The 25,934-nt window shown below is 56.4% G+C and carries 16 protein-coding genes; 11 read left to right on the forward strand and 5 right to left on the reverse strand.

The features are described from left to right. Positions 1-21 precede the first annotated feature (21 nt). The 3 genes from AYM40_RS15570 (at position 22) to AYM40_RS15580 (ending at position 3,385) form a co-directional block, all read left to right on the forward strand. Positions 22-1,434 carry a hypothetical protein gene (locus AYM40_RS15570; protein ID WP_148662175.1) on the forward strand — a complete coding sequence of 471 codons (1,413 nt, stop codon included), beginning with the start codon at positions 22-24 and terminating at the stop codon, positions 1,432-1,434. A 182-nt stretch (positions 1,435-1,616) separates the two neighbouring features. After that, complete coding sequence (locus AYM40_RS15575) at positions 1,617-2,963, forward strand: hypothetical protein (RefSeq protein WP_063496993.1); 1,347 nt, start codon at positions 1,617-1,619, stop codon at positions 2,961-2,963. Positions 2,964-3,022: 59 nt separating this feature from the next. Then, a complete protein-coding gene (locus tag AYM40_RS15580) occupies positions 3,023-3,385 on the forward strand; it encodes a hypothetical protein (RefSeq protein WP_063496994.1) in 363 nt (120 codons plus the stop codon). A gap of 339 nt (positions 3,386-3,724) precedes the next feature. Here the strand turns inward: AYM40_RS15580 and AYM40_RS15585 are convergent, their stop codons facing one another. From AYM40_RS15585 to AYM40_RS15595, 3 genes are all read right to left on the reverse strand, one after another. Further along, positions 3,725-4,441 carry a hypothetical protein gene (locus AYM40_RS15585; RefSeq protein WP_063496995.1) on the reverse strand — a complete coding sequence of 239 codons (717 nt, stop codon included), beginning with the start codon at positions 4,439-4,441 and terminating at the stop codon, positions 3,725-3,727. A 28-nt stretch (positions 4,442-4,469) separates the two neighbouring features. Continuing rightward, positions 4,470-7,151, reverse strand: coding sequence for a tetratricopeptide repeat protein (locus AYM40_RS15590; protein WP_420488481.1), 2,682 nt, complete (start codon positions 7,149-7,151; stop codon positions 4,470-4,472). A gap of 1,571 nt (positions 7,152-8,722) precedes the next feature. Then, entirely contained in the window at positions 8,723-10,075 is a 1,353-nt protein-coding gene (locus AYM40_RS15595) for a DnaB-like helicase C-terminal domain-containing protein (protein WP_063496997.1), read from the reverse strand. A 273-nt stretch (positions 10,076-10,348) separates the two neighbouring features. Between AYM40_RS15595 and AYM40_RS15600 the strand changes: the two genes are divergently transcribed. After that, positions 10,349-11,314: a toll/interleukin-1 receptor domain-containing protein gene (locus AYM40_RS15600; RefSeq protein WP_063498046.1), complete on the forward strand. Its 966-nt coding sequence runs from the start codon at positions 10,349-10,351 to the stop codon at positions 11,312-11,314. Positions 11,315-11,384: 70 nt separating this feature from the next. Here AYM40_RS15600 and AYM40_RS15605 read toward each other — a convergent pair whose 3' ends face one another. Beyond that, complete coding sequence (locus tag AYM40_RS15605; RefSeq protein ID WP_063496998.1) at positions 11,385-11,972, reverse strand: hypothetical protein; 588 nt, start codon at positions 11,970-11,972, stop codon at positions 11,385-11,387. Positions 11,973-12,129: 157 nt separating this feature from the next. Then, entirely contained in the window at positions 12,130-13,143 is a 1,014-nt protein-coding gene (locus tag AYM40_RS15610) for a hypothetical protein (RefSeq protein ID WP_063496999.1), read from the reverse strand. 200 nt (positions 13,144-13,343) lie between these two features. Between AYM40_RS15610 and AYM40_RS15615 the strand changes: the two genes are divergently transcribed. The 7 genes from AYM40_RS15615 (at position 13,344) to AYM40_RS15645 (ending at position 25,906) form a co-directional block, all read left to right on the forward strand. Further along, positions 13,344-14,507: a hypothetical protein gene (locus AYM40_RS15615; protein ID WP_148662176.1), complete on the forward strand. Its 1,164-nt coding sequence runs from the start codon at positions 13,344-13,346 to the stop codon at positions 14,505-14,507. Positions 14,508-14,963: 456 nt separating this feature from the next. Further along, positions 14,964-17,351 (forward strand): TerB N-terminal domain-containing protein, encoded by a 2,388-nt coding sequence (locus tag AYM40_RS15620; protein ID WP_063497001.1) that lies wholly within the window; start codon positions 14,964-14,966, stop codon positions 17,349-17,351. Beyond that, entirely contained in the window at positions 17,351-18,649 is a 1,299-nt protein-coding gene (locus AYM40_RS15625; RefSeq protein ID WP_063497002.1) for an ATP-binding protein, read from the forward strand. The genes AYM40_RS15620 and AYM40_RS15625 overlap by 1 nt, the downstream gene beginning before the upstream one ends. Further along, the gene (locus tag AYM40_RS15630) at positions 18,621-20,843 is read left to right on the forward strand and encodes a DEAD/DEAH box helicase (RefSeq protein ID WP_063497003.1); all 2,223 of its coding nucleotides are present in this window, start codon (positions 18,621-18,623) and stop codon (positions 20,841-20,843) included. Before AYM40_RS15625 ends, AYM40_RS15630 begins: the two co-directional genes overlap by 29 nt. 93 nt (positions 20,844-20,936) lie before the next feature. After that, a complete protein-coding gene (locus tag AYM40_RS15635; RefSeq protein WP_063497004.1) occupies positions 20,937-23,051 on the forward strand; it encodes a tetratricopeptide repeat protein in 2,115 nt (704 codons plus the stop codon). 42 nt (positions 23,052-23,093) lie between these two features. Continuing rightward, positions 23,094-23,411, forward strand: coding sequence for a hypothetical protein (locus AYM40_RS15640; RefSeq protein WP_148662177.1), 318 nt, complete (start codon positions 23,094-23,096; stop codon positions 23,409-23,411). Next, positions 23,408-25,906 carry an Hsp70 family protein gene (locus AYM40_RS15645; RefSeq protein ID WP_063497006.1) on the forward strand — a complete coding sequence of 833 codons (2,499 nt, stop codon included), beginning with the start codon at positions 23,408-23,410 and terminating at the stop codon, positions 25,904-25,906. The genes AYM40_RS15640 and AYM40_RS15645 overlap by 4 nt, the downstream gene beginning before the upstream one ends. Positions 25,907-25,934 lie beyond the last annotated feature (28 nt).

Below are 25,934 nucleotides of genomic sequence, written 5' to 3' on the forward strand. Positions count from 1 at the left end.
ATCCCTCAACCCACTTGATTCATGGCAACAACGAAGCTCCCACCCGGTAATCAGTTCGATTTCTATGTTCCCTGCAAACCTGCTGCAAAGAAATTCTCAAAGCCGGCCGGAGTCAAGCCCTTGGCCTTCGTTGGGAGCAATTTCAAGGCGGCCGCTGCAGTGCCCTTTGGCAGCAAAGGCATGCTTCCCGGCACAGTTTCTATCACCGACACCGAGTTCGCGGCGGCCATTCTTGAATGTGGCTACGGCCGGCGAGCGGATTGGAAGACGCACCTTGCACTTAATCCGCGCGAACGTGCCGACTTGAGGTCCTATTTGAAAGCGCGTTTGGCTCTGGTGCTTGCATGTTTCCACATGGACGGAAAGTGCCGACTTCCTCGACCGTTTTACAAACGAGTCGAACAATCAGAAAAGGTAGCCTTGTCGTTCATATTGGGCAGCATGGGTGCATACCTCGCCGCACGCAAATGGCTCAAGGCGGGCGATGACCCAATGAAGTCGTTTTTGCATGTCGGCATCTACGCGAAGGTCAGCCTCAAGCCGGAGCGTCTGGTGTCGTTTGCATCTACCTCAAAGAAGTCTCCGGATTTCCTTGTCGAGGCGGATTCGGGCGACTGGCACGTCTTCGAGAGCAAAGGAGGTGTTGCGCCGGAAAGGTGGGCGAGGATATGCGAAGGTCTGAAACAGCTGGAAGGTCTTCCGGCTATCGGTTGGGCCGGCTCCCCGACAATGCCTGCCAAAACGGCGGTTTGCGTGCACACCAGCGTCGACACCGGCAAGCCGTTGGCGTTTATGGCCGTCGACCCTCCGTCTGACGTTCAGGCAGGAGACGAGGGCTTTGTCCTCATTAAAAGCGCTGCTCGTGTTCTTCAAATCATCGAAGCCATCGAGCAATTCAAAGCGCTGAGAGCTGATGCGGGCGTCCAAATGCCGGAACAGGAAGGCTGGACCGTCGCCCCGACTTCGGTTTCGATGGATGTGAAAATTGGAATTCCCAATCGGTATCTGCGAGCAGAAGGGTCACTTCTCCGTGCAGTAGCAGTGTTCTTGGCCGCGCGTGAGTTTTTGGAAAGGGAGCGCCCCGCCAGCAAGCGCGAGACATTCTCGGAGCGTTTGCGCCGGTCCGTTCGCTTGAAACTAAGAGCGAGTTCGAATGGCGAAGATGCGCTCGTTGTTCCGCCCGCTTGGCTGAACCGCAAGCTCAAGAGACTGCCACGCCATAGATTCGAAGGCCTTTTTCTTTCGGAGTGTGCTCGGGTCCTTCGATTCGAGAGGCTGTTGAAGTTCGTCGAAGTCGGTGATACCGAGCGCGTGAAGATTACGGTTGCGGAAGGCCCTGAAACGCTTTTTACTTCAGCGGGTCTTGTCCTCCTGGGAACGTCTGCGGGGCCTTCCACGATTGAGAATGTTCAGGACGCTACCTCGCGCGGCTAGTTGCCATATCTCGACGGCACATGGAGCAGACTGCTCTTCAGGTAGCCATCGTCTTTTTCATACGTGGCAGCTTGCTAACTGAGGTGACGGCCCGGCAGTGGCCCTCGCAGAATGGGCCGTGGTTACGCGAGCCTCACTTATAACCCCCGCACCTAGGCCTCGACCGATACTATTTACGTGCTATGAGCTACATCACAGCGGCCTCATTCCTGCCAGACTACCTGGTTATTCGTCTTACCAACAACCTCACTGCGTTCGCGAACCCCGACGATATTGAAGGGTTCACAACGCAGACGATTGGGTACTTCTTCCACGAGTGGGTCCACTACCTGCACAATGTCTCTACCCTTCACGGAATAACGGCGTTCGAAAACGCTGTAGCGATTTGGTCCGATTTCCGCCATTCGTGCAGTGTTGGAACGTACTCGACGGGGCTCGCCAACCTGTCATCAGACCTGACACAAGACATCGCGCAGAGGCTCGCTTTTTGGCGGGCATCGCGGCTGTCATCGAAGTCTAAATTTCCGAACTGGGCTTTGAGTGAACTCAAATTGATTTCCGTGGAAGGAGAGCTGCGGCGCCTTCTTGGCAGTGAATATGATGTGACCAAGCTGCGTTGCGACGTCGCTCCTTCCGAGCAAATCGACGAAGTCGCCAGCGTTCTAATTGGTAGCCATGAAATCATCGAGGGCGTCGCATGGATGCTTGAGGACAGACTGAACACGGCGCTTGGCAAGATTTCGCCGGCGCCGCGCGTGTCGCCGTATCAGCTCGTGCGCAACATCTTCCGACTGAAGTACCCATTCCTCACGGACGAAGAAATTATTGTCTGCATGCTCTGCTCGCTGCAAGACTCCGACCCTCCGGCGACGCTGCTCATGATTTTCGAGTTGATTGAGTCCCTTCACAGCAAAGGCGCTTCGCTCATCGACGAGTTGAGGGCTCGGGCTGTGAAGACCCTGTCGGGAAATGAGCCTTTCGCTACCGAGGTTCTGCGTCGTATCGAGGCGCGATTTCCGGTCGATGAGCCCATGGCGAAAGCGGTAAAGAGCGTGGTGAACACCATGAGTCGAAACCTCAAGCGGCGGCTCCAGGACCCGTTCTTCGAACTTGCCATCGTGGACGCGGTCAGCCGCAATCTTCAAGTGATGGATGACTCAATCAGGGAGTATGGTGCATGCTGCGTCATACAACAGCGGTCGGGAGACCCGGACGACGTTTGCCGCGACCTTATGTTCGACTTCGTCAGAAGTGACGAGCGAGATGAGCGCCTTGAGTTTGGGTGGAGAAAAATGCATGCAGCGTTCAACTTCATGCAAATCCACATCCGTGAACACAGCTTTCTCCCGACCAGCGCTCTACCCGGGTGTCCGTGTCCGTTCTATACCACGTGCAATCTCTCGCTACGAGTCGAAAAGCCATCGGTCTGTTCTCAGACACCATGGAAATGGTCGGAAACCGAAGATGTTCGGGAAACGATGTGCTGGTATGCGGCCGCGACGTTCGCTTCATCGAGGGGCGAGCAGTAGGCGTTGCCCCCCGCGCATTCTCGAGCACAAGAGGGGACGACCCCGCTCTGGAAATGGCGATGCCGACTGAAGAAGCGTATCCGCTGAGCGAAGAACGGCGGCTGTTCGATGTCGCGCTGACCCGCGCCCGCCGGGGCGCCGCGCTGTTCACGGTGAAGGGAGCGTCCTCTCCGCTCCTAGATAAACTTGTCCAGGACAAGGCCGTAAAGGTGAAAACGACCGGCGGCGACCTGATTGAAGAAGAGCGATGCTCCGCGTGCGAGTCTGCTACTACAACTTCCTTCAGGAATTCATGTCTGCTCCGCGCGTCGCTCCTCCAAGTACATCATGGGATATGGGTCAAGCAGCCTTCCTCGATGTGCTCGAGGCCTTGCAGCCGGATGTTGTCATTGCTTTCAGTAAGCGCCTCGGTCGGATTCTGATACCGCTGTGTGACGAGGTGCCCTTGGCAAGGGTGCACCATCCCTCGACTGGTTTTGCCTATGCGAGGTGGCCCCCGGTTATCGAGAAAGCCTTGAATGAAGCAGATGCTCGGCGCCGTTCATCGAGCACCGGCATATGCGGCTTGAGTCAAAGCCCCGTTTACCAGGCGTGGTACGAGGCATCGCGGAACGCAACTCCTGCCCATGGTCCCCATCTGTCACCAGAACTGCTTGCCGATGTCCATTCTCGATGGGCAGTGGAGATGGCGGCAGCAAAGGGGATTCGGTCCGCGCCCCGGGATAATGGCGCCCGCCTACCCGGTTAGAGGCTTCCGGCTTCTAGTGTGGAGCCGTCGCCAATGAACTAGAAGCGGACTTGACCTCGGCAGGAGTCTCCGCAGAGTACGCAATCGAAGCTGAAGAACTAGGGTCAAGTCGTGGGCGTTTCAACTGGTCGACGTTGCTCGCCTCGGCAGGAGCCAAAGCGACTGCCGGTTCGGAACCCGACTTCAAGGCTAGGAGGTTTGGGTAAAAGGTCAACGCGAGGGTGAGCACAATGGTCGCGAAAGCTGCGGCAATGAGTGCTTTTTGAGCACGATGAACCCAGTCCGCTTTTTTACTGCTGACTACGCCAACTGATGCGTTCGCTTGTTGCAGCTTCTCCAATAGGAAATCGAGCAATTCAATTTCTGCTTTGCTAAAGTTATCGGACGTAGTCTGCGCTATCAAGCTTTTGTACTTGGATTCTGTTTCGGCACCGCTGGCTGGCAGTTCCGAATCGCGCGCATACATGGCGCATAGCGCCATAAGAACGCTGCAGCCTAGGGCGAGCGTGATTACAACCAAGATGACCTGAGCGACGAGACTAGGCGTCTCACTGAGCTTGGAAACAAAGCCTAAGTCCGCTGCCAATAGCGCGCCAGCGATTGTCGTTGTCGCCTGAGCCTTTCGGTCGGCCGTGTCAAACACGTCGCATTGGACTTTGTATTCCTTCTCCGCTCGCTCAATCGCGGACCGTCGCGCGGTTTGGTGCAGGTCTGAGATGTCCGTGCTCAATTTTTTGCCTCATCAAGTTGGCAGTCTCTCATCGCCCCGGCCCCGCTTCAATCGACTCTTCATTGTCCAATGTCTGGCTAGCATCTTCTGTTGTCGCCAACAAGTTTCCCCTTTGCTCAGTCGGAGCGCGTGGTTTCGTCGCGACGAAGATTGGCGTCTTCATCGCGTACACCGGTGCGACATCAAGCGTTCGCTTTGTGATGTCCACAAGGGATTCGCTTGTGCCCAACGCTCTTGCCTTCAAAATCGAACCTTTCACGACCCGCAGCCAGAGGTCGTGTCGGGCCTCTGCTGGACCGGCCTCGTACGGATGTGTGACTCCTGAATGTACTGTTCGAAGAAACTCTGATAGTCGCAGTTGCACGAGCGCTTGCATCCCGTCAGGGTGAACATCCGGCCTTGCAAACAGTGGTGCCAACATGGCAACCATTACGCGACTAGCGGCCTGGAGGGTAGCTCCGTTGACCATCACATATTGCAGCCCTTCGGTGATGACGCCCACTGCACTTGATATTTCGATACCGGCATCACCAAAATATCGCTGCAGCGTTGCAACCGCTTCCCGTTGCAACTTCTCCGGCTGGAGCAGCGTCCAAGCGATTTCTGCCATGGCGACCGCAGTATGCGTTCGCCGCTTGGCAACGCTCGTGAGAACAAATTTCCAATACTCGTCGAGAGTGCAGAGCTGTCTCGGGACAGCCGTAACGCAATAAACTTGCGGCCAGACCCCCGGGATGTTGGCAATGGCTTTGGCGATTTCTCGCAGACGGCCATCTACGGTCAACAGCATTGCTTCTTTTTCAAGGCAAAGCTGAAGTGCATCAAATGACTCGGCCTCAAGTAGCTTGCCTATCTCGACGAAGTGCTCTGGCGGATTGTCAATGCCCCACGCTGGAACGATTTCGCAGTGTTCCTCAATGCAAGCTCGGACGCGGTGAAGATAAGCTCTGTGGGCATCGTGATAGCTGTCGTCGTATTCGACCATGCTAATCTGGCCGTTCACCTCGCGCATATGCCCCTTCGCGCGTTCCGAGGTGGCCGTTGTGATGAGCTGCTCAAGAGTGTCGACGGCGGAGGTCGAAATATAGACCGGCTTGAATAGGGCCAACGTCTTTTCGAGATTGTTCGCCGTGAGCTCATTTATTGCCGTCAGGTCAACAACTAGCGGCTTTGCCCACGTCTTCATCAGGTCGTCCGCGTCGATTCGCTCCTGAGGAGAGCCTGCGCAAACGTAGAGCTTTACGTCGACGTCTTGTGGCCAGTCACTAGCCACAGCGACAGCGGGTGCGCCAAGCAACTGCCCCAGTATGCCTAGGGTAACTGGCCCCTTCGCGTATGCCTCGAACGATTGCCGAACCCGGTCGCTACGGGCCTTTAGCATGTTCAGGAGGTTGGTCAGGTCCATCTGTCCATCTTCCCGCTTGGGTATCTCGACGGACATCAAAGGACCATTTGGGACCACCGACTGGCTGGTCATCATTTGGGCTTTGCTGGCAAGATAGCGAAGCGCGGAATCGATGTCCGTAATTTGGAAGTCGTGTCGAATCCCCAGAAAATCTGGAATTTGTACGACATCTCCGGCCCGCTTGCCGGCCATATCGCTAAACGGTTCGTTCGCAAGCGATTCGAATTGTGCGGCTTTCGGCAAGTTGGAAATGCCATCAGGGTCAAAGATGACAGTTCTCACCTCACCCTCGGGCGTTGTCAATGTGACGGCCGTACCCGGTCCTACTTCGACTGGAATCGGCGGCAGCGACTCGGGTGGCAGGACGAGCAGGTGCAGCAGATAGGCCGATGCGGCATCGGCATCAGCAAGAGCGGTTCTGAAAAGCAGATACAGGCGTCTGAACCCGCGCTCACGGGTGCCGAAGTCGATTTCAAGGCGAGCAAGTTGACCTCTGACTCGCAACGCACCGTTGAGCTCGAGCGGGATTTCTGCCCTGAGAAGCTCCTGTGCTTTCGCGACTTGTCTTTGCCGCAGCAGGACTATCGCCCGGAATACCCATGCCTCTGCCTTGTTGGAATAGGCCGATAGCTGAAGCTCTGCGAGGCGCGACATTTCATTCCAGTCGTTGGCATCTTGCGCGAGTTCCACGGCGAGCGACCGGATATCTGCATCCGTCATCGCCGTGTCCGGAAATTCGCGTAGCATCCTCAGAGCTTTCCGACGGGAGCCGGTTCGAATAAGTGCTTCGAACAGCAGCTTGTGTGGCTCGCTGATGAAACCTGAGGGCAACCTCGAATCTAGAAGTTGGACGACGGTCGCGTGTTGGTCAAGCCAAGAGCATGCTCGGGCGACGAGAAAGACGTCGCGAGTCGAACTTTCTTTCGTAATTTCCGCGGCAAGCGTCTGACCTGCTCGGACTGCCCATTCCAGGCCGAGACGGTGGGCAACGATTGTCGCAATAACGCGCGCCGGGATGGACGTCTCCGCGCTAAACAGCTCGAATGTCAGTTCGCTACGGAGGTCGTCGGCTTTATCGCTGTTCGCGAGAGCCAGCCAGCGAAAAGAGCGGAACTCGTCTGCGTAGGCACACTCGCCATTGGGGGCAGTAAGAGTGTCCCGGGCACGGTCGACCGATGAGAGGTCTCCGCGCTGAGCGCCAATCTCTGCAACTATGAGCTTTCCTTCGTCATCGAGTTTATCGAGATTCGCGATGCCGAATTCAAAGGCGGCGTTCTGGTCTTCTGCTCGCATGATGCTTTCCATGCAAGCACGATGCAGTTGCGGGTCATCAGGGATGCGCAGCAGGCTTGCGACCAGAAACTCCTTCGCCACATTGGCGTTTCCGGTCATCATGTGTGCAAATCCAAGGCACGCTGCGGTTTGTCCAGCTTGCAAAGGGTCTTGCCGATTCCACAACTTGATGTCAAGCGGCTGGAACAGCTGAATTGCGTCCAACAGGGCAGTACGCAGTTCAGTCGGCACTATCCCAACACTGGCTAACGCTCCGTCGGCCGAGACCCGGTTCACAAGCGCCAGAATGAGCAGCGCACGATGGTCAAAGCCAACGTCTTGCTTCTCGCAAGCCCTCTTGGCGTACTGCGCTGCTTCAGCGTGTCGGCCAGCAAGGAGTTCAATCCAGCCAAACACATAGAGTATGTCTTGCGTGTCGCGGAACTCGGGCGGTACGTCACGCCGCCATTTGAGGCGCTTGCCCATGCGGTCGGATGCCTGCAGCCAAGCCGCGAAGACACCGGCCGATGATGGAAACTGTTTGCGCGCGGCATCGGCCAGCTCAAGGGCTTGCCCGAACTGGCTTCTCAATAGAAATCCGCGTACGGCATTCCCGGCCGTTTTATCATCGTCAGGCGTCAGCTCGTACGCGGCATCGAAGTCAGATGCCGCCATTTCAAAGGCGGCCTGATGCCAATAACAGTGAGCACGCTGCGTGTACCACCGGCTCCGCTGATGCACATCAAGTGCGTCAAGGCTTTGACCGAGGGTTGTGATGGACGTCAAGGCATCGGAGAACCTACCTTCAGTCAGAAGCTTCTTGACGGCATCTAGCTGCGTGTCGACAAGCTTGTTGAGCGAGTCAACTCTTGCGTCTGGAATGGATGAGGCCGAGAAATCGGTCGGAGAAACTTGGGCTGAGAATTTGCCTGCAATCAGTTCGAGGAGTTCCTCTTGTCGAGCGTGCCGTTGGCCTTGCTCCCAGAGAAGTCCCCCGGGCATGTGTGGCGCCAGATTCGCCTGCAACTCCGGGTATCTACGGACCAGCCCCTCAAGTGTGTCCCAGAAAGCAATGCTAACGCGAAACTTTCCGGCTGCCTCGCGACTGTCGGATAACTCCGACACATACGAAACCAGCTTCGCATCGTTAGGAGCGGTGGTGGCAACGATGAGCTCGTAGATTTTGACAGGTCCCTCGTCTGCGGCCTTAACCTCGTCATCGATGATTTTCGCAGTCAGCTTCCCAAACGTCTTTTGCTTGCATTGGATTCCGTATCTCCGCCCCTTGTGCATGGCGAAAACGTCTACTCCGTGCTGTTGCTGACCCGAACGCCCGTATTTGGCGGCTGTTGGGTCGTCGAAGACGACGCTGTAAATCAAATGGCACGTGTCCTCAAAGTCTTGAGGCGTTTTCGGCTGGGGCACACCGGTGCTGTATGTTTGCATGTGTGATGCAATTGCTCGTTAGATGGCGTCTCGGTCAACCTCGGTCAGGGCCGGGGCGAACAGCTCAACGCGTTCGGACGACGTTCAAACAGAACCTTATCCCGTTATTTACCGATTGGCTTAGGAGGGTGTTCCCGTTTGCGTAGCCGGGCTGCACGCTATTGTGAAAATGACGGGACCGACCAATGCTCGAACGTTCCGGTTTTTTCGTCGTACAAGACTCGGACCTCTCCGACGGGGCCGTGCTGGTTCCGCGCGATTAATATCTCTGCAGTTCCCCTGTCGGGCGTATCTGGGTTGTAGTGGCTTTCTATGTGTAAAAACGCAACGACGTCGGACTCTTCGCCCAGTTCGTGCCATGCGCCGAGGTCCCTCATGACGGGGCGCTTGTTCGGGCGCTTTTCCGGCTCTCGATTGACGCCGGCGGTGACAACGACTGGACAATCGAACTCTCGAGCGAGACGTTTCAATGCTCTACCGATTGCCGGCACGTCGTGTGTTCCCGTGGCGCCAACATCAAGATAGTGAACGGAATCGAGGACCAGCAGACCGATAGCGCCTTGTTGCTCTCTGAAACGGCTGCACGTTTCTCTGATTGCCTCAAAAGTTAGGTGCGTGGTGTCGTCTAACAGCAAGTTGCTGTCGCCGAGCTTATGAACTGCGGCCACGAACGCCGACCAGTCGTCGTCGGGCATACGTGCGCTCCGAAGCCGAGAAAAATGCAATCTAGCGGAATTTGCGAGGAGTCGCTCCACGACATCGTTAGTTGACGTCTTCGTGCTGAAATACACGGTTGGTAGACCGGCGCCGGCGATTGCCGCCGCAATCCCGAGACAGAAATTTGTTTTGCCCATGCCGGGCCGCGACGCAACCGTGACGAGGTCACCGCGTTGGAGTCCGTCAATCGCGCGGTCAAAATCGGCCAGTCCGGTCAGGAAGCCTGAAACGGAAGCCCCGTTTTGCAGACGGGTATCTAGCCTCTCGACATACGCCGACAGAGCATCGCCGAGCGTTGTCGGTGCCGCTGCGTTTGTTCGCCTGCGTTTTCGCTCCGCAATTCTCTCGGCGGCTGCACGAATTCCCTTTGCCACGTCAAGCCACGCTGTGTCTGAGTCATCCCACTTTGTGACGGGTACGCCGCCGCTAGGTAGGCCTTGAATGCTCATGAACGGCGCACTTTCTAGGTCTGCTGGTCTGACGAAGATGGGAATTACCGTGGCGGCCTCGGCTTGGTGACGGTCGAGGGCAATCGCTAACTCCTTGTCCATGCAGTAGGGCGACGAGACGAAACTTGGACTGACGAGGAGCAAAATGATATCTGCGGACTGAACGTTGGCATCGATGCTGGCCGCCCAGTCTGTGCCCGCGACAATCTTGCGGTCTGTCCAGCTCGATATTTTTCCGGTTCGCTGCAGTATGGCCAGATGGTCTTCCAACTGCCCACGATGGGACTCGTCCTTGTGCGAGTAGCTGATAAAAACTCGGACCTCATCGTTCTCGTCAATCATCATTACCCCTAGCGCCGAATGTCCGCGGCTCCGCGGCCGCTGTGATATGGCATTATCTACGTTTAGTTTGGCTAGCATACAACTGCCGCCATGGCGGCAACCGCGGCATCAAGCGAAGTCTGACGCCCGTTCGCGAGTGCTGTCGCGCGGCAGGCTTAGCTGATGCCCAAGTCTACAACGCTCATCTTCTGTCGCCGGCCATGAAGCGAGCGTTTGCATCGAAATATTGAGGCCGTTCAACGGTCGTCGTAATGCATGGAATGCGGGGACATCAAGATGGCAACAGTATTTTTCTCTTATACGCACGCAGATGAGGCGCTTCGAAACGAGCTGGAGATTCACCTGTCGCTTCTAAAGCGGCAAGGTCTTATAGAAGCGTGGCATGACCGACGTATCGTCGCGGGCTCGCACATTGACAATGTTATCAGCGGCGAACTTGAGCGCGCGGACGTCATCCTTCTGCTGGTCAGCGCTAGTTTCATCGCCTCAGATTATTGCTATTCGACCGAAATGGAACGCGCGCTTGAACGTCACGCCAGCGGCGACGCCCAAGTTATTCCTGTGATTTTGCGCGCGTGCGACTGGCATGGTGCACCGTTTGGCAAGCTGCTCGCAACGCCCGCAGACGGCAAACCTGTGACGTCATGGCCGAATCAGGACGAAGCCTTCACAGACGTCGCGAAGTCTATCCGCAAAGCGGTCACGGCCGTTCCGCGCGCCGCGACCGGCGCGAATCCTTCAATGGTTACGCCGGGGGGCAGCGCGCAGGCAGCAGTACCGGCACACGAACCGCTTCCTCGCTCCAGCAATTTGCGGCTAAAGAAGGAGTTTTCGGACTTCGACAGAGATGCGTTTCTGACTAACGGATTTGATTTTATTGCTCGGTTCTTCCAGGGGACGCTTCAGGCTCTTGAAGAGCGAAATGAGGATTTCAAGACGCGGTTTGAACGAATCGATTCGCGTACGTTCACTGCTAGCATCTATAAATCGGGCAAGGCCGTCACGCAATGCACAGTTTCCATAGGTAGTTACGGCCGCGGCTCGAGCGAGATTCGGTATGCTGACTCGGTCAGCTCCAATGCCAACGGATTCAACGAAGCGCTGACGGTCAAAGAAGACACCCAAAAATTGTTCTTTAAACCGATGATGAACATGGTGAGCGGCTCCGCGCAAGACCAACTTTCGGAACAAGGGGCCGCTGAATATTACTGGTCCCGCCTCATCGAGCGACTGCAATCGTGAGACGCCTCGCGTTCGCTGTCCGTGGCGCGACCTAGACGGTAGAAAGCGCTGGCTTGCCAGCTCCGCCTGGCTACGGCGCTTCGTACCCTTTGGGGCGGCGGAAAGCATTGGTATTGCAGACCAGCCTCGGTTCTGCATCCGATTTTGTGAGCGCATGCAATTCGAGGAAGTAGTGGTTCGCAAATCTGTCGTCTGCCGTCCAGACTTCTGATTGCTGGGCGCCACCCTTGTGCACGCCGGCCCATGCGAACAAAGTCGTGCTTGATATCCTGTACGGCTTGGAAGGGATGCGGGGTCCGAGGTAGCGTTCGACCGAAATCTCGATTGTCTGGTCCACAGCAATCGCGCCGATACTCCGCATATCCTTTTCAGTCGCGGCTTGCCCTCGTGGCGCATATTTCAATTCCACAACGCAGATGACTTTCTTCGCGTTACAAATCACGATGTCAGGACGCACGATACGCGCCTCAGCAACCAAATCGACTCGAGGCTCGATAAAGATTTGGCGACCGTCATCCCGCATCTGCTGCCGCAACTCTGCAAACAGGTGGCCTTGTAGGCTGCGCTCGGAGTTTATGTGGCCAGCACAATATTCCGACCTGATAACATTCAGCCAAGCATCCGCGAGATAGTGCCCGACTTTCGACCGTTTGAGCATGGTGACGTTCTGAGTAGCCGAAACTGTATATCGGCATGGCCATGACGAAACATAACCGATGTTCGATGTTCAATCGTCCTTCGAATGAAATCGAGCAGCGATAGGATTGGTCTCAAGGTAAGGGTGGCTCGCACACGGCCCGAAATCCACCTTCACGTCAGGCCTTTTGATGTGAATAGCCGAGAATCTCTACAGACTTCTTCTTAAGCTGAAAACGAACGGTACGTATTCCTAGCCTCTTTAACGCGCCTTCCAAGCCATCGGGAAGGTCGTCCCCGGCGGGTATCACGATTGATTGAGCGCAAGGAGTGGTAATCTTATGCACCATCAATTGACCAATCGCAGTATAGATGTGACCGCGAGTGCACCCCGTCTTTACCTCAAATATCTCTCTAACATCGCTCCGGGGTCCAATCACAACAAGGTCAATATATCCTGTGTTGGTGACCTCCTCTCCATGCTCGAGAGTCAGTTCACGCCACGCCTTAAGCGCGTCAACAATGTCGCCGTGTCGCGAAATATAGTCTATCTCCGCGGCTCGCGAGCCACGCTTTCTACCTGAGAACTCACGCTTGTATTTGCGGAATTCCCTCTCTCTTTTTCTGAATGCTTCGGTATTCAAGAGGCCGTCTTGGACTGCATCCTTGAAAGCCCGAACGCTTCCAACAAATCGCTCGATTTCAGTTTGAAAACTTCTACTGTCTAAACTTGCCACAATGATGCCGGCACGGATATTCCCGCCTGAGTCGGCCACTTCCATCAGTTCGTGCGTGGACCATGCGAGATACGCACTTTTTCCAACACCTTTTCGGCCGCCCCGAAGTCCGCCATCGTGCATGAGCAGCACCCGGCCGCTCGCGGGGTCGCGCGCGAAGAATCCTGACACCGTTTGAGAGTTGTTGTCTGTCGGAACATTGACTTCGACAGTGATGTGCGCGCCGTTTGTCGAGTTCAAATATCCAAACCAGTTTAGCCACCGGTCGACCTTGCCATCCAGAAAAAGCTCGTGTCGGTACCACATTTGGCCGTTTGTGTGAACATCGCTTGCGCGGTTGTTTCCCATCCAACCAAGGTTGAGTTGCTTCTCGGTCTGGTAGATACCTTTAAAAGCAGCCTCCAATTTGCGCTGCGCTCGTTCCTTATCTTTTCTATCTTCAAGCAGCAAAAACATATCATTCTCGCAAGGACTATTCCAACGTTACATTTTGTCTCAATCGTAATATCGGCGGACGCTCGTATATCTTTAGACTTTCGCGTCGCTTTAGAGACTTGAGGGATATCCTCTCGCGTCGAGATAGGTGATGTAACAGGTGTGTCGGGTCTGCGCAGCATTTCATCGCTCGCGCAGACCATTGTTTTCTCTGCGGGGGTATGAAGATGGGTTGGGAATACACCGACTTTCAGCGAGAGGAGCTTTACGAGCAAGTGTGGAACGAACCGGTTACCAAGGTCGCGAAGCGGTATGCGATTTCCGACGTAGGGCTTCGGAAAATATGCCTGGACCTCGAAGTGCCGCTTCCACCAGTCGGCTACTGGGCTAAATTGGCTGCGGGCCGGGCGGTGAAAAGGCCGCCGCTTGGCACGACGAAGGGACCGAAGACTTATCGCCGTTCTAGGTACGTTGCGCCGTTAGACGACGAGTTCGATGCCAGATATCGTGAAAGGCTTGAAGAGGACTTACCGCATCGCCCCGCAATACCAAACCTTCCCTTGCGGACATCCCTGGAGGACTGTTTGCCGCTCACGAAACGAATCGCGAAGAAGCTTGATGGCAAGGGGCACGATGCTCAGGACTGGCGCCGGTGTGACGGCGCGGGTCTGATGTGGGTCGACGCATCAAACGCCAACTGCCTGCGCGCGGTGCTGCTCCTCAATCTTGTGCTTGAATCGGTGATGGCCGCAGGCTACGCTACTTCTTCCGATGCTAAAGGCGCCACTCGAGCATTCGTTTTCGTGCTAGACCTCAAATTGTCGTTCAAAATTCGCGAAAGAAACCGGCGTGAACCTATCCCGCTGACGCGCGAACAGCGACAGAAGAATGAACAGGTCGGATTCAACTTCTACACCGAGCAGTACGAATATCATCCAACGGGCGAGTTTGATATCGCGGTGACCGAGCCCGATAGCAGCTATGAGCTGGCAAAAATTGGCGACAGTCGGAGCGCGTCCGTTGAAACCAAAATCGTGGCATTCATCGGCCGACTTCGCGAGCTTTCGATACGCCGGCGCGTGAAAGCCGAATTTGACGCCAAGCGCCAAGTCATCGCAGAAGCCAAGGCAGCGGAGGGGCGGCGCCGGGCCGAAATACGGATGAAGGCACTCGACCGTCTCAAACAAGTTGAAGAGTGGGCAATCAAACTTGAGCGGGCTAACCGCCTCAGAATTCTTGCTGACAAGTTCGAAACCGAAAAGCTGTCGTCAAATGACGGAGTGATTGACGCGGAATGGATTCGTCGTGCAGCGGACTGGGTAGACCCGACGATACTTCGTCGCTGGGACGAGGTGGATGGGCCGCGCGACGAGACGGCCGAATAACTCTGCCACGTCGACAAGGATGAAGTTGGGTAGGTTGGTGCGTAGTTGTGTGATGTGAGTGAGCGCAAACTTGCAGCGGAATCCATTGTTGGCGGCGGTTGGTGTTTTTGTTGACACTATCGCGACGCCATTTGTGGGGAAGTACCAATGGGCGAGTCTGCGTCCGGTTTCCCAATCCAACGAACTGCCTGCCGAATGCCCCTCGCTTCACCAAATCAGACGTCGTCCCCTACGCGCAGACTTGTGTTCATGGGAGCAACTGCAGTTTGGGCGTTCGGAAGCGATTTTGGGTATCTGCGCGGCATCGGCTTAGTCACGGAAGAGCGAGGAAAGCGGTAATCTGAACAGGCTCCGTTCCGAGGTCACGTTCTTTCGGTCGTAATATACTTCCCGAAAATGGCGGCAATGACCGAATGAGTCAACCCGCATAATCAAAAGACGCGAGAGATTGAGACCATGGGCCGGAAGGCGAAAAAATCGGGTTCCGGCGCGGGCACGCTGGTTGTGGCCATCGTCATGGCCATCATATTTGCCCCGAAGGGCGGGTGGACCGTGTTCCTCGTCTTTGTGCTCGGCTGTGTGCTTGTCGCTATCTTCGGCAAGAAGAAGGAACAAGGACCTGCTACCAGCAGCAACCATCCGCCTTCTGCCGCACCACACGGCCCTACCTCAAGCTCCTCGATGCCGCCCACCAATATCGGCCGTCGCGCCCAGTCCGACGACGAATTCCTGACAGTCACCCTGTCAGCAGATTCACCCTCTTCGTCCTATCGAATTGCGCGGCCCGCGCTTGAAACCGCCGCCGGCGTTCGATGGGTCGGCCCTGGCGAAAAGGTGGAGATTAGCGGCGTAGCGATTACAGGGGGTATGTTCTATCTCGGTGTACCCAAGCGCGTCGACACTGCCAGCTTGGACGCGTGCGTCCTGAATCCGAAGGCAAATGTCGCCAAGACAGCCAGCGACCTCTCTGCCGGGTCGGAAGACTACTGGCTAAGCTATCAGTCCTTTTCGGCCGAGCAACGTGGCGCATACCTTCAGTGGCTGGCTTCCGACCGCTCTGACCCGAGATTGCATCGAAGCTTTGCCCTTTTTTACTTGTACGGTCTTGAGAGGCGTGTCCTTTTCGACGGAATTCAGGGAAAGGTGCAAAAAGGCGAATTTGAAGCCATCGCAAGTGAACTGAAGCGTCTGAAGGCGATTTATTCGAACGTTTTGCGGACCGTTCACATCGATGGCCTGCTTGAGTTCGTTTTCGTCCATCTAACCCACCCTCAACGCCAGTACGACCAGGTGCCGGGGACAATCAGCAGCGCGTTCGAGGTACCACTGAGCATACGCGTGGCGTTTGGTCAGGCTGCGGTCGATAAGAAGCCGGTGCCTTCAGATTGGGCGCTTGCCTGGGCGCTTGGCGACGGTGGCGTATATAAGCGAACCCCCGTGACTCGCTGCGAGGACGAATTTCGCCAACTGTTCCAGTGGAAATATCGGGACCAATTCCGCGATGGCATGAAGCTGACAGCGAACAAGACAAAGCTGAAGGTGTCCGCGCAAACCGCTTTCCCTGCACTGCAGGGCATCGAGTACCCCGATTACATTACGTCGCTGCCTGATATTGCCGCCGTGACGGGACCGAGGAACAAGCTCCAGCAACTGGTCAACGAGTGCTCCGACTCGCTCGATGCATACAGCAGATTTCTGGGCCGGAATCCGGATGCGAAAGGCTCGCTGGAAAGTGCGCTCACGTTGCCGGTCGAGTTGTGGCCGGAGAGTGCTCGTCAGGAGCTTGTCTCACTTGCTTCAACTGTCGCCAGCGGGACAGTCGTGATGACTTTTGGAAGCTTGCTCGAAAAATTCAAGGCGTCTGGGAACATTACGCGCGACAAGCTGACCGTTCTCGCCCGCGTTCTGGGAGAGGCCGGCGTAGCTATTGAACCAGATGCGCGAATTTCGGGGCGGACGCCGAAGAACGCCGAATATGTCGGGTTGTATGCGACGCCGCCAAGCAACTCAACTAATTTCGTTGACGACAGTTACTTGACGTTCGCGCTAATGGTGGACATGGCGGCATCGATTGCGATGGCTGACGGCAGCGCGTCCGAGCAGGAAGTTGCGTTGATTCATCACCAGATTGAGTCGTGGCCGCAATTAACCCCGCGACAGCAGGACAGGCTCAAAGCTCGCGTAGCGGTGCAGATTACCCAGCCGCCCACCCCCGCGAGCCTGAAGAAGCGCCTTGAACCGCTTTCGAAGGAGGTGAAGGTGTCCATCGCGACGCTGCTCGTGCAGACAGCAAACGCAGATGGCTTTGTGTCACCGGCCGAAGTAAAAATGCTGGAAAAACTCTATCAAATGCTAGGTCTCGACCCTCAGCGGCTCTATGGCGACCTGCATGGCAACACTGTTGTCGGCTCTTCTAACGCGCCGCGGACTTTGACCGCGACTGACAAGGCGCCGAACAGCTTGGCGCAACCGGTTTTTGCGCTGGATACCTCGAGAATCGAGGCGCTTCAGAAGGAGACGGCGAAAGTCTCCGCCTTACTGGCTGATGTTTTTGCGGAAGAGGTCCCGGTTGCGGAACCGGTCCAGGAAACCGTGGAGTCGCAACCGGGCTCCGCAAGCCTGCTAGGACTGGACGAGGCGCACTCGACGTTCTTGCGCCTTTTGCTGTCACGTCCATCATGGACTCGCTCGGAGCTCTCTGACGCGGCATCGGACCTGGAACTGATGGTCGACGGCGCGATGGAACAGGTAAACGAAGCCGCGCTCGACCACTGGGACGAACCGCTGACTGACGGCGACGACCCAGTCGAAATCAATCAGGAATTTGCACAAAGGTTAGCCTAATGACAACAATTCGCCCGAAGGACCGCGATGCGGTTCTTCAGTCCCTTCGCGCTGGCGTTGTCCCCCGAATCGGGCAACATCTAATCCAGGTTGGCCGCGCAAAAGAGCTGGAAGCATTGATTCAGGATATCGGTCGTGTCGCGGACGGCGGCTCGAGTTTCCGGGTGGTGGTGGGCGAATATGGCGCTGGGAAGACCTTCTTTCTGAATCTCGTCAGAGCCATCGCACTCGAAAAGAAGTTGGTCACGGTCCATGCTGACCTGAACCCTGATAGAAGATTGCATGCCTCCGGTGGTCAGGCGCGTTCACTGTACGCCGAACTGGCGAAGAACATGTCGACTCGAACGAAGCCTGACGGCGGTGCGCTCGCGGGTATTGTAGAGAAGTTCATTGGGCAGGCCAAAACAGAGGCTAAGGCCTCGGGGCGAACGAGCGAGGAGGTGATTCGCCTGCAGCTCAATCAGTTGACCGAGATGGTCAATGGATACGACTTCGCGGACGTTATCGCAGCATACTGCCGCGGATTCGACGAAGGAAACGAGCAGCTCAAGGGCGACGCGATTCGCTGGTTGCGCGGCGAGTTCTCCACCAAGACCGATGCCCGGTCGGCACTCGGGGTTCGCACCATCATCGATGACGCATCGGTGTACGACCAACTCAAGCTCATGGCTCGGTTTGTCAAACTCGCCGGGTACGGCGGGATGATGGTGTGCCTCGACGAGCTGGTGAACCTATACAAACTCGCGAACGTCCAGGCGCGAAACTCGAACTACGAACAGATTCTGCGGATTCTCAACGATTCGCTCCAAGGGTCTGCAGAAGGATTGGGGTTCGTTCTTGGGGGTACCCCCGAGTTTCTGCTCGATACGAAGCGGGGGCTCTATAGCTACACCGCCCTTCAGTCGCGGCTTGCCGAAAACACGTTTGCCACGAATGGTTTTGTCGACTACACCGGTCCGGTGATACGGCTGGCCAGCCTTACGCCTGAGGACTTTTATGTCCTCCTGGATAAGATTCGCATCGTCCACGCGTTCGGCGACGCGACCAAGGCGATTTTGCCGCAGGAGGCGATTCCGGCCTTCATGGCGCATTGCGCCATGCGGCTCGGTGACACCTATTTCAGAACACCGCGCACGACGATAACGGCGTTCATTAACCTGTTAGCGGTTCTGGAACAAAATCCGTCGGCTGACTGGCGGCAGTTGATTGGGAAGCTCGAAGTCGAGAAGGATACGGGAGGCGTGGCGGACGTTGCGACCGAGGGTGACGATGAATTCGCCAGCTTCCGCCTCGGCTGACTCCCGAAGCTTCGACCTGCTCCACGAAAAGATTCGACGTTGGGTCTGGAGGGAGGGGTGGACCGAGCTACGCGACGCGCAGGAGCGCGCCGTACCCGCGCTCATCAATGCAGACCGTGACATCATCATCGCAGCAGCGACAGCGGCCGGGAAAACGGAAGCAGCGTTCCTTCCCATTCTGTCGAATCTGCTGCGCGACGAGCCGTGTACTGGGTCAGTCCTCTATATCAGCCCGTTGAAAGCCCTCATCAACGACCAATGGTCGCGATTGAATGACCTTTGCGAGGAACTTGAGATTCCGGTGATTGGTTGGCACGGAGACGTGTCAGCTAGCCGCAAGCAGCGATTCTTTAAGAATCCAAAGGGCGTTCTGCTGATAACGCCGGAGTCTCTCGAAGCGATGTTTGTCAATCGTGGTTCGTCCTTGCAGGCAACATTCGGTGCGCTGCGCTACATCGTTGTCGACGAATTACATGCGTTTATTGGCTCTGAGCGCGGGAAGCAACTCCAGTCGTTGATGCATCGCGTCGAACGCGTGTGTGGGCGGCGAGTGCCGCGCGTAGGGCTTTCGGCCACTCTCGGCGACATGCAACTTGCAGCGCAATTCCTTCGGCCTGGCCACGACGCCGCCGTCGAGGTCATCGAATCGAAGAGCGGCGGTCAGGAACTGAAGGTCCTGATAAAGGGCTTTGTCCTCCGACCGCCCAGAATCGAACTGGAACCCGATTTAGAAAATCCGGTGCTGGAGGATGCGGTCCCCGGAAGTACCGTCGACGTCGCGAACCAGCTGTACAAGTCGCTGCGTGGCTCAAACAATCTCATATTCCCCAACAGCCGGCGGCTCGTCGAAACCTATGCCGACCTTTTGCGCCGCGCTTGCGAAAGAGACGGATATCCGAACGAATTCTGGCCTCACCATGGAAGCCTGTCGAAGGAGCTCCGCGAGGACACGGAGCAAGCACTCAAGGACGGTACCAGGCCGGCGAGCGCCATCTGCACTACAACGCTGGAACTCGGTATCGACATCGGTGCAGTAAAGAGCATCGCGCAGATTGGCGCACCGCCATCGGTAGCGAGCCTCCGTCAGCGTCTCGGGCGCTCAGGCCGGCGCAAGGGCGAGCCAGCAATCTTGCGCGGGTACTGCGTCGAATCGGAGCTGAAGGCGGATTCCGATTTTTCCGACCGGATACGGGAAAGTCTGGTCCAGTCAGTCGCGATGGTAAGTCTGTTGATGCGAGGATGGTTCGAGCCGCCTAGGGCTGGCGGAATGCATGCGTCGACTCTAATCCAGCAAATTCTGTCCATCATCGCCGAGCGTGGTGGGTGTACGGCCGCAGAGCTTTGGGCCAGCCTGATAGCCAGTGGTACGTTCGAGGCAATAGATAAGTCCTCATTCACGGAGGTCTTACAGAATCTGGGCAAGCTGGACCTTCTTGTCCAATCGTCAAACGGGCTGCTCCTTCACGGCGGGGTCGGTGAAAAACTGGTCAACCACTACGAGTTCTATTCGGCTTTCGCCAGCGATGAAGAATTTCGGGTGATTGCTGGTGGACGCCAGCTTGGAAGCGTCCCAGTGGCGCACCCGCTGACCAAGGGTCAGGGCTTGATATTTGGCGGACGGCGTTGGCGTGTCGAAGAAGTCGACCAAGAAGGAAAGACCATTTACGTAACACCCGACAAAGGTGGCGCTCCGCCGCAATTTGATGGCAACGGCGCGATGGTTCATGACGAGGTGCGGCGCGAAATGCGGCGTCTTCTGGCGGGCGCGGAACCCGTATTGTTTCTGGACGCCGCGGGCCAAGGAATGCTGCGAGAGGCGCGTCGATATTATTCAGACGCGTCGCTGGACCAAGCCATTATCTTCCAGGAGGGCGCAGCTACCTTCATCGCCACCTGGAAAGGTGATTACCTCAACGACGCTCTGGTCCTGCTGCTGCGTGCCAACAAACTCGACGCGTTTAACAATGGGCCGGTTATCGGTGTGTCGAACGGAAGTGTTAACCGCGTGAGCGAAGTGTTACGTGAGATTGGACAGTTGGACCCGGCAACTGCCATGGAAACGGTCGCAGAGATAGAGAATCTAGACCGCGAAAAATGGGACTGGGCTCTTCCCATGTCCGTGAAGCGCGCAACGTACGCCTCGACTCATCTCGACATGGACCGCGCCTTGGTATTTGCCGCCAATACCGCATAGTTTAAGACAACTGGTTAAATAAACAAATCTGCCGTCAGAAGCAACGTCACGAGCAAAGAGCTGGGCCTGCAAACAAACAAGCGAGTGTGCGCAATGTCTACGATGACCGACGCCAAGGATTATATCCAGAAGGCGATTGAACTTCGAGTTGAGGGGCGTCTGGATGAAGCGGTTCTCGTGGCCCGAAAAGCCACCGAGCTAGCCACCGACGATGCCAATTCTTGGTGGCAACTTGCACTGGCGCAGAGTGCAAAAAACGCCCTCGCTCAGACCATCAGTGCTCTCGAAAAGGTTACGGAGCTCGCGCCGCATTTTGCCGAAGGCTGGTGTCAGCTTGGCCTCGCTCACAAGAAAGTCGCCCGTCTCGATAAGGCTATCTCTTACTACGAGCAAGCTCTTACCGTTAATGCGGAGCATATTCCTAGCCTCAGCCTGCTCAATACCGCACTTGCAGAGCGGGAAGGAAAGACTGATGCCAAGCGACGGCTCGAAGTGCTTCGCACGCTGCAGCGCCTCAGTCCCCTCGACGGCAATGAGCTTTTCGCTTTAGCCTACCTCCTCACCGAGCAACGTGAGTTTCTGGAAGCCGCCAGGGTCTATGAAGACTACACCCGTGAGTTTGGAGGTGGGGCTGCACACTATAATCTTGGGTTGGTGTACGAAAATCTCGGCCGAGACGCAGATGCCATTGACGCCTACCGTCGAGCGGCCATGATGGATGGCGCCGACACGAGCGCGGAGGACCATGTCCAGAAGTTGCTGCCACGTTTGCTAACTCTGCGCAAGCAAGTGCTTGGCAAGGCGTCCCCTAGCCCCAAGCAAGAGGACTGGTACAGGCACTACATCAATCCTTTCGTCTTGCTGAACGTCAATGATGCATCTGAGCTCCATGAACCCAAGGCCCTGCAAAAGGCCAAGCAAGCCGTTTTTCGCGAAATTGAGCTGGAAAACGGAAAAGTCGAATGGATGCCTGGGCTCAGCATCGACAAGTCTACGGCTATGACGCTCCTTGAACCGCTCAGCGATGCGGTTCAGTGGGACGTGCATCAGGCTATATTCGAGAACAAGCCCTTATGCGACTTCCTCATGCGGGGGCACCTGATGCATTTTCTCGTAGAGGAGGACCCGGCCGACAGTGCGAGGATGCCGCACGAGGCCGGGAGGCCGATGCTTGAAACCATTAGCCAGCGCTTTGCTCAGCAGTATGCCATGGTGCTAACCAAATCGATTGAGCAGGGCGACCTGCAAGGTGTCGAATGTCTGTTCGATGGTCGTCGATGGGTGTTGCCGGAAGACGAGGAGCGCTGCTTTGAAGGTGCGCGCCGCGCCGTTGAGCGCCTCTGTGAACCGCTGCGCAGGCTCACCAAAGACGCCGAGCAACGTAAAGTCACCCTTTCCGAAGTCGAGAGCGCCTTCAAAAAAGGAAGCCTCGACCGGATGGCGATGCATCTGCCCAGCGAGTTTTACGAGACTCACGCCACCATCTGCGGCTTGCTCCGCAGCCTTTCGGTCGACATCTACAACAATGGAGGTGGGGCCGAAGTGGCCAAGGCCATCCTCGACCTAAGCCGCGTTTCGGCCGCTAAATCACCGGCACTGGCACACCAGTTTGCGGAAGACGACAAAGCCCTCAACGAAAGGATTGCCAGCGAGAAGGAAAACGAGGCGCACCTGACTTTTGGTAATGCCAACCTGGACATCACGAAGACCGGCGTCATCTATGGCAACAAGGAGATAGCTGTAGCCGACATTTCCGCCGTCCGCTGGGGCATGGTCCTGACCAGCAACTCGCCTCGAACGGTGCGCTTTCGCATCGCATTCAAGGACGCAGCCGGCACCGATATCGATGTGACGTGGTCGACTAAAGACGTCGAAGCGCAGCAAAAGTTTTGGGGGCAACTGGTGGATGCGACATTGCACTACCTGATGGACGCCATCGTTGCCAACTTCAAGAAACGCCTGAAAAGCGCGACACCCACTCGGGTCGGCACCCTCGAAATCCAGGATGCTGGCGTCGTCTTCGAAACCACCGGTTGGTTCTCGAGCAAAAAAGTGCTCTGCGCCTGGACCAACCTGGCCTCCATAATCACAAACGGTGACCTCGTGCTGCGCGATATCACCAACAGCAAGGCCACCGCGACCTTGAATCTTGATTCGACCGATAACGCCTTCCTCCTTCACCTGCTCGCCGAAAAGAGAGTCAACTAGACTATGGCTCATCCGATAAATGCCGAAGTACCGAAGTTTGTCTTGAACACACTCAACCATCTCTATGAGATAGAACGCAAGCTCGCGCTGCACGGCGACCCGGCCAGCATCCAGCGCAACGTTGAGCGAATCAAGGAGACGTTCGCCGATGCCCAAGTTTTCTACGAAGACCCGATGGGGCAGCCGTTTAACGAGACCCGTGCGGACCTGGAAGCGTCTATTTCGGGCGAGAGCACGGAGAACCTCGTGGTGACCGAGGTCATCAAGCCCATCATTCGCATCGGCGACCGGAATTTTTCACGCGTCGCTCAAAAAGGCATCGTCGTCGTCAAGACCAAGACACAGGGGGACGCGCAATGAGCAACACAATCAACTTTGGCATCGACCTCGGGACGTCAAACTCTCTCATAGCCAAATTTGAGAAAGGGCACGTCGAGGTGTTCAAGAATCCGAGCGGATTCAAAGAAACCCTGCCCTCTGTCGTCGGGTTCCGCAACGACCGCATCCTCATTGGTGAACAAGCCAAGGCGTACCTGCAGCGCGATTCCAAAAGCGTCGTCAGCCGCTTCAAGCGCAAGATGGGTACGGCGGAGAGCTTTCAAATCAAGTCGCTCGACACTTCAAAAACCCCCGTGGAGCTCTCGGCCCACGTCCTCAAGGAGCTGAAGACCTTCGTGCAGACGGGGGAGGAACTGGGCTCGGCTGTCATCACCATCCCAGCCTCTTTCGATACGCTGCAAAGCAACGCGACCAAGGAAGCTGGCGTGCAGGCCGGCTTCAGGCATGTCGTGTTGTTGCAGGAGCCTATCGCAGCGAGCCTCGCTTACGCGAACAAGGAAAGGAATATCGACCTCAAGAACAGCCAATGGCTCGTCTACGACCTCGGGGGCGGCACGTTTGACGCGGCGCTTGTGCGCATCGTCGAAGGCGAGCTGACGGTGTTGGACCACGAGGGTGATAACTACCTGGGTGGGTCGGACTTCGATGCCCTTCTGGTCGAAAAGCTGGTGGTCCCTGAGCTCAATCGTCGGGGCAAGTTCAACAACCTGGTCGCGGAACTGAAAAGCCATAGCGGACGCTACAACCAACTCTGGTATGTCCTGCTCACCAAGGCGGAGGAAGCCAAAGTGGACCTCTCAGCGAAAACGTCCACGGAAATCGACCTCGGCACCATCCACGTCGAAGATGACGAGGGCAATACAGTCGATACTATCATCACCATCACGCGGAGCGACTTCGAAGCCGTTGTCAAGGACATGGTTGAGGGCACCATCGAGATGGTGAGGAGAATCCTCACGCGCAATTCACTGCAACCGAGCGATTTGAAGTTCATCCTAATGGTGGGCGGCTCAACTTACATCCCCTACGTACGCAAACGAGTCCAGGAGGTGCTGGGCATTAACGTGAACACGAGTATCGACCCGACCAACGCCATTGCTGTCGGAGCTGCCTACTTCGCGGGCACTAAGGAAGTAGCCCAGGCGGACGAAGAGCGGAACCGGTCATCGAACTCCCCAGTGAAGGTTCGAGTTGCCTACAACAAGACGTCGCAGGAGCCCGAAGAACCCTTTACCGCCAAGGTCGAAGGCGACATCGCAGGGATGCACTATCGCATCGTGTCCGACGATGGCTCGTTCGATAGCGGCTTGAAGACACTGGGCACGCGTGTGCTCGAAGACTTGCCCCTGCGCGAAGGTGCATACAACCTTTTCACTTTCAAGATATTTGATGCCAAAGGTGTGCCCCTTCCTCTCGACGTGGACACCATCCAGATTGCCCAGGGCCGCTACAGCGTGGCCGGGCAGATGCTCCCAGAAGACATTTGCTTGGTTATCGACGATTTATCGGCGAGGGACACCCGGCTTGTTCCGCTCTTCAACAAGAATGTGGTGCTGCCATCGCAGACCAAGCGGACACAGGAAATCGGCCGCACCATCGTGAAGGGGTCCTCCGAGGAACTGCGCATCATGGTGGTCGAAGGCCCGTCCAACCGCCATTCAGCGACAAACAAGCCGCTGGGCACGCTGCTTATCACAGGCAAGCAAATCACGCGCGACCTCCTGAAGGGCACCGAGGTGGACCTGAGGATTTCCATGTCCGAGTCGCGCGACCTTACCGTGAGCGCCTACCTCAATGGCACAGACCAGGAGTTCTCGCAGGTATTCAATCCCGAGAATCGGGACGTCTCGACAGCTGTGCTGGCCAGCGAGACATTGCAGCTGGAAAGCAAGCTTCAGTCAGAAATCGAGGATGCCAGCAATAACGGACAGCGCGAGGTGGCGGCAAGCCTGGAGAAGGTGCTCACGAGCGTTCAGCATCTCATGGGTGAGGTCGTCGAGCTCACGACCGACGATGTCACGGACAAGAAGTATCAGCTGGAAGACCAGAAGCGACATTTGGCGCGCGAGATGCACGAGCTGACCTCGGGCAAACGCATCGAACTCGCCCGCAAGGATTACCAGGAGGCCAAGACGGAATGTGCGAAGGTGGTCAATGAGTCGGGGAACGACCGCGAGCGCAGTCAATTCAAGGGCATCATCAGCCGCGAACAGACGTTCATCAATTCGAACATTCCAGAAAAAATTCTGGCGGAAGCGTCAAGCCTCAGGACCATACAGTACGGGATTCTTTTCCGTCTGCCTGACTTTCTGAGGGGTATGTTCGACCATCTGAACGAAAAACGTCCGTCGATGAACGACCAGATTCAGGCAACCCAGCTCGCTGAAAACGGCAAGCGCGCTATTGCTCAAGAAGACTGGGACAACCTGCGGCAAATCTGCGGCAGGCTATGGGACCTGGTGCCATCCGAACAGCAGAATGCCGAGGACATGCGTATGTTCACGGGATTGGTCTGATTCAATTGGCAGGACCCTTGCGCAGCCT

Origin of the sequence: Paraburkholderia phytofirmans OLGA172 (assembly GCF_001634365.1) — a bacterium.
GTDB lineage: Bacteria > Pseudomonadota > Gammaproteobacteria > Burkholderiales > Burkholderiaceae > Paraburkholderia.

What these genes read in the sequence shown, in the direction of transcription:
- AYM40_RS15630 (WP_063497003.1), top strand. Translation starts at nt 18,621, where the DNA reads ATGAATTCGCCAGCTTCCGCCTCGGCTGACTCCCGAAGCTTCGACCTG.
- AYM40_RS15625 (WP_063497002.1), top strand. Translation starts at nt 17,351, where the DNA reads ATGACAACAATTCGCCCGAAGGACCGCGATGCGGTTCTTCAGTCCCTT.
- AYM40_RS15570 (WP_148662175.1), top strand. Translation starts at nt 22, where the DNA reads ATGGCAACAACGAAGCTCCCACCCGGTAATCAGTTCGATTTCTATGTT.
- AYM40_RS15615 (WP_148662176.1), top strand. Translation starts at nt 13,344, where the DNA reads ATGAAGATGGGTTGGGAATACACCGACTTTCAGCGAGAGGAGCTTTAC.
- AYM40_RS15590 (WP_420488481.1), bottom strand. Translation starts at nt 7,151, where the DNA reads ATGGAAAGCATCATGCGAGCAGAAGACCAGAACGCCGCCTTTGAATTC.
- AYM40_RS15575 (WP_063496993.1), top strand. Translation starts at nt 1,617, where the DNA reads ATGAGCTACATCACAGCGGCCTCATTCCTGCCAGACTACCTGGTTATT.
- AYM40_RS15610 (WP_063496999.1), bottom strand. Translation starts at nt 13,143, where the DNA reads ATGTTTTTGCTGCTTGAAGATAGAAAAGATAAGGAACGAGCGCAGCGC.
- AYM40_RS15595 (WP_063496997.1), bottom strand. Translation starts at nt 10,075, where the DNA reads ATGATGATTGACGAGAACGATGAGGTCCGAGTTTTTATCAGCTACTCG.
- AYM40_RS15620 (WP_063497001.1), top strand. Translation starts at nt 14,964, where the DNA reads ATGGGCCGGAAGGCGAAAAAATCGGGTTCCGGCGCGGGCACGCTGGTT.
- AYM40_RS15605 (WP_063496998.1), bottom strand. Translation starts at nt 11,972, where the DNA reads ATGCTCAAACGGTCGAAAGTCGGGCACTATCTCGCGGATGCTTGGCTG.
- AYM40_RS15635 (WP_063497004.1), top strand. Translation starts at nt 20,937, where the DNA reads ATGTCTACGATGACCGACGCCAAGGATTATATCCAGAAGGCGATTGAA.
- AYM40_RS15600 (WP_063498046.1), top strand. Translation starts at nt 10,349, where the DNA reads ATGGCAACAGTATTTTTCTCTTATACGCACGCAGATGAGGCGCTTCGA.
- AYM40_RS15645 (WP_063497006.1), top strand. Translation starts at nt 23,408, where the DNA reads ATGAGCAACACAATCAACTTTGGCATCGACCTCGGGACGTCAAACTCT.
- AYM40_RS15580 (WP_063496994.1), top strand. Translation starts at nt 3,023, where the DNA reads ATGCCGACTGAAGAAGCGTATCCGCTGAGCGAAGAACGGCGGCTGTTC.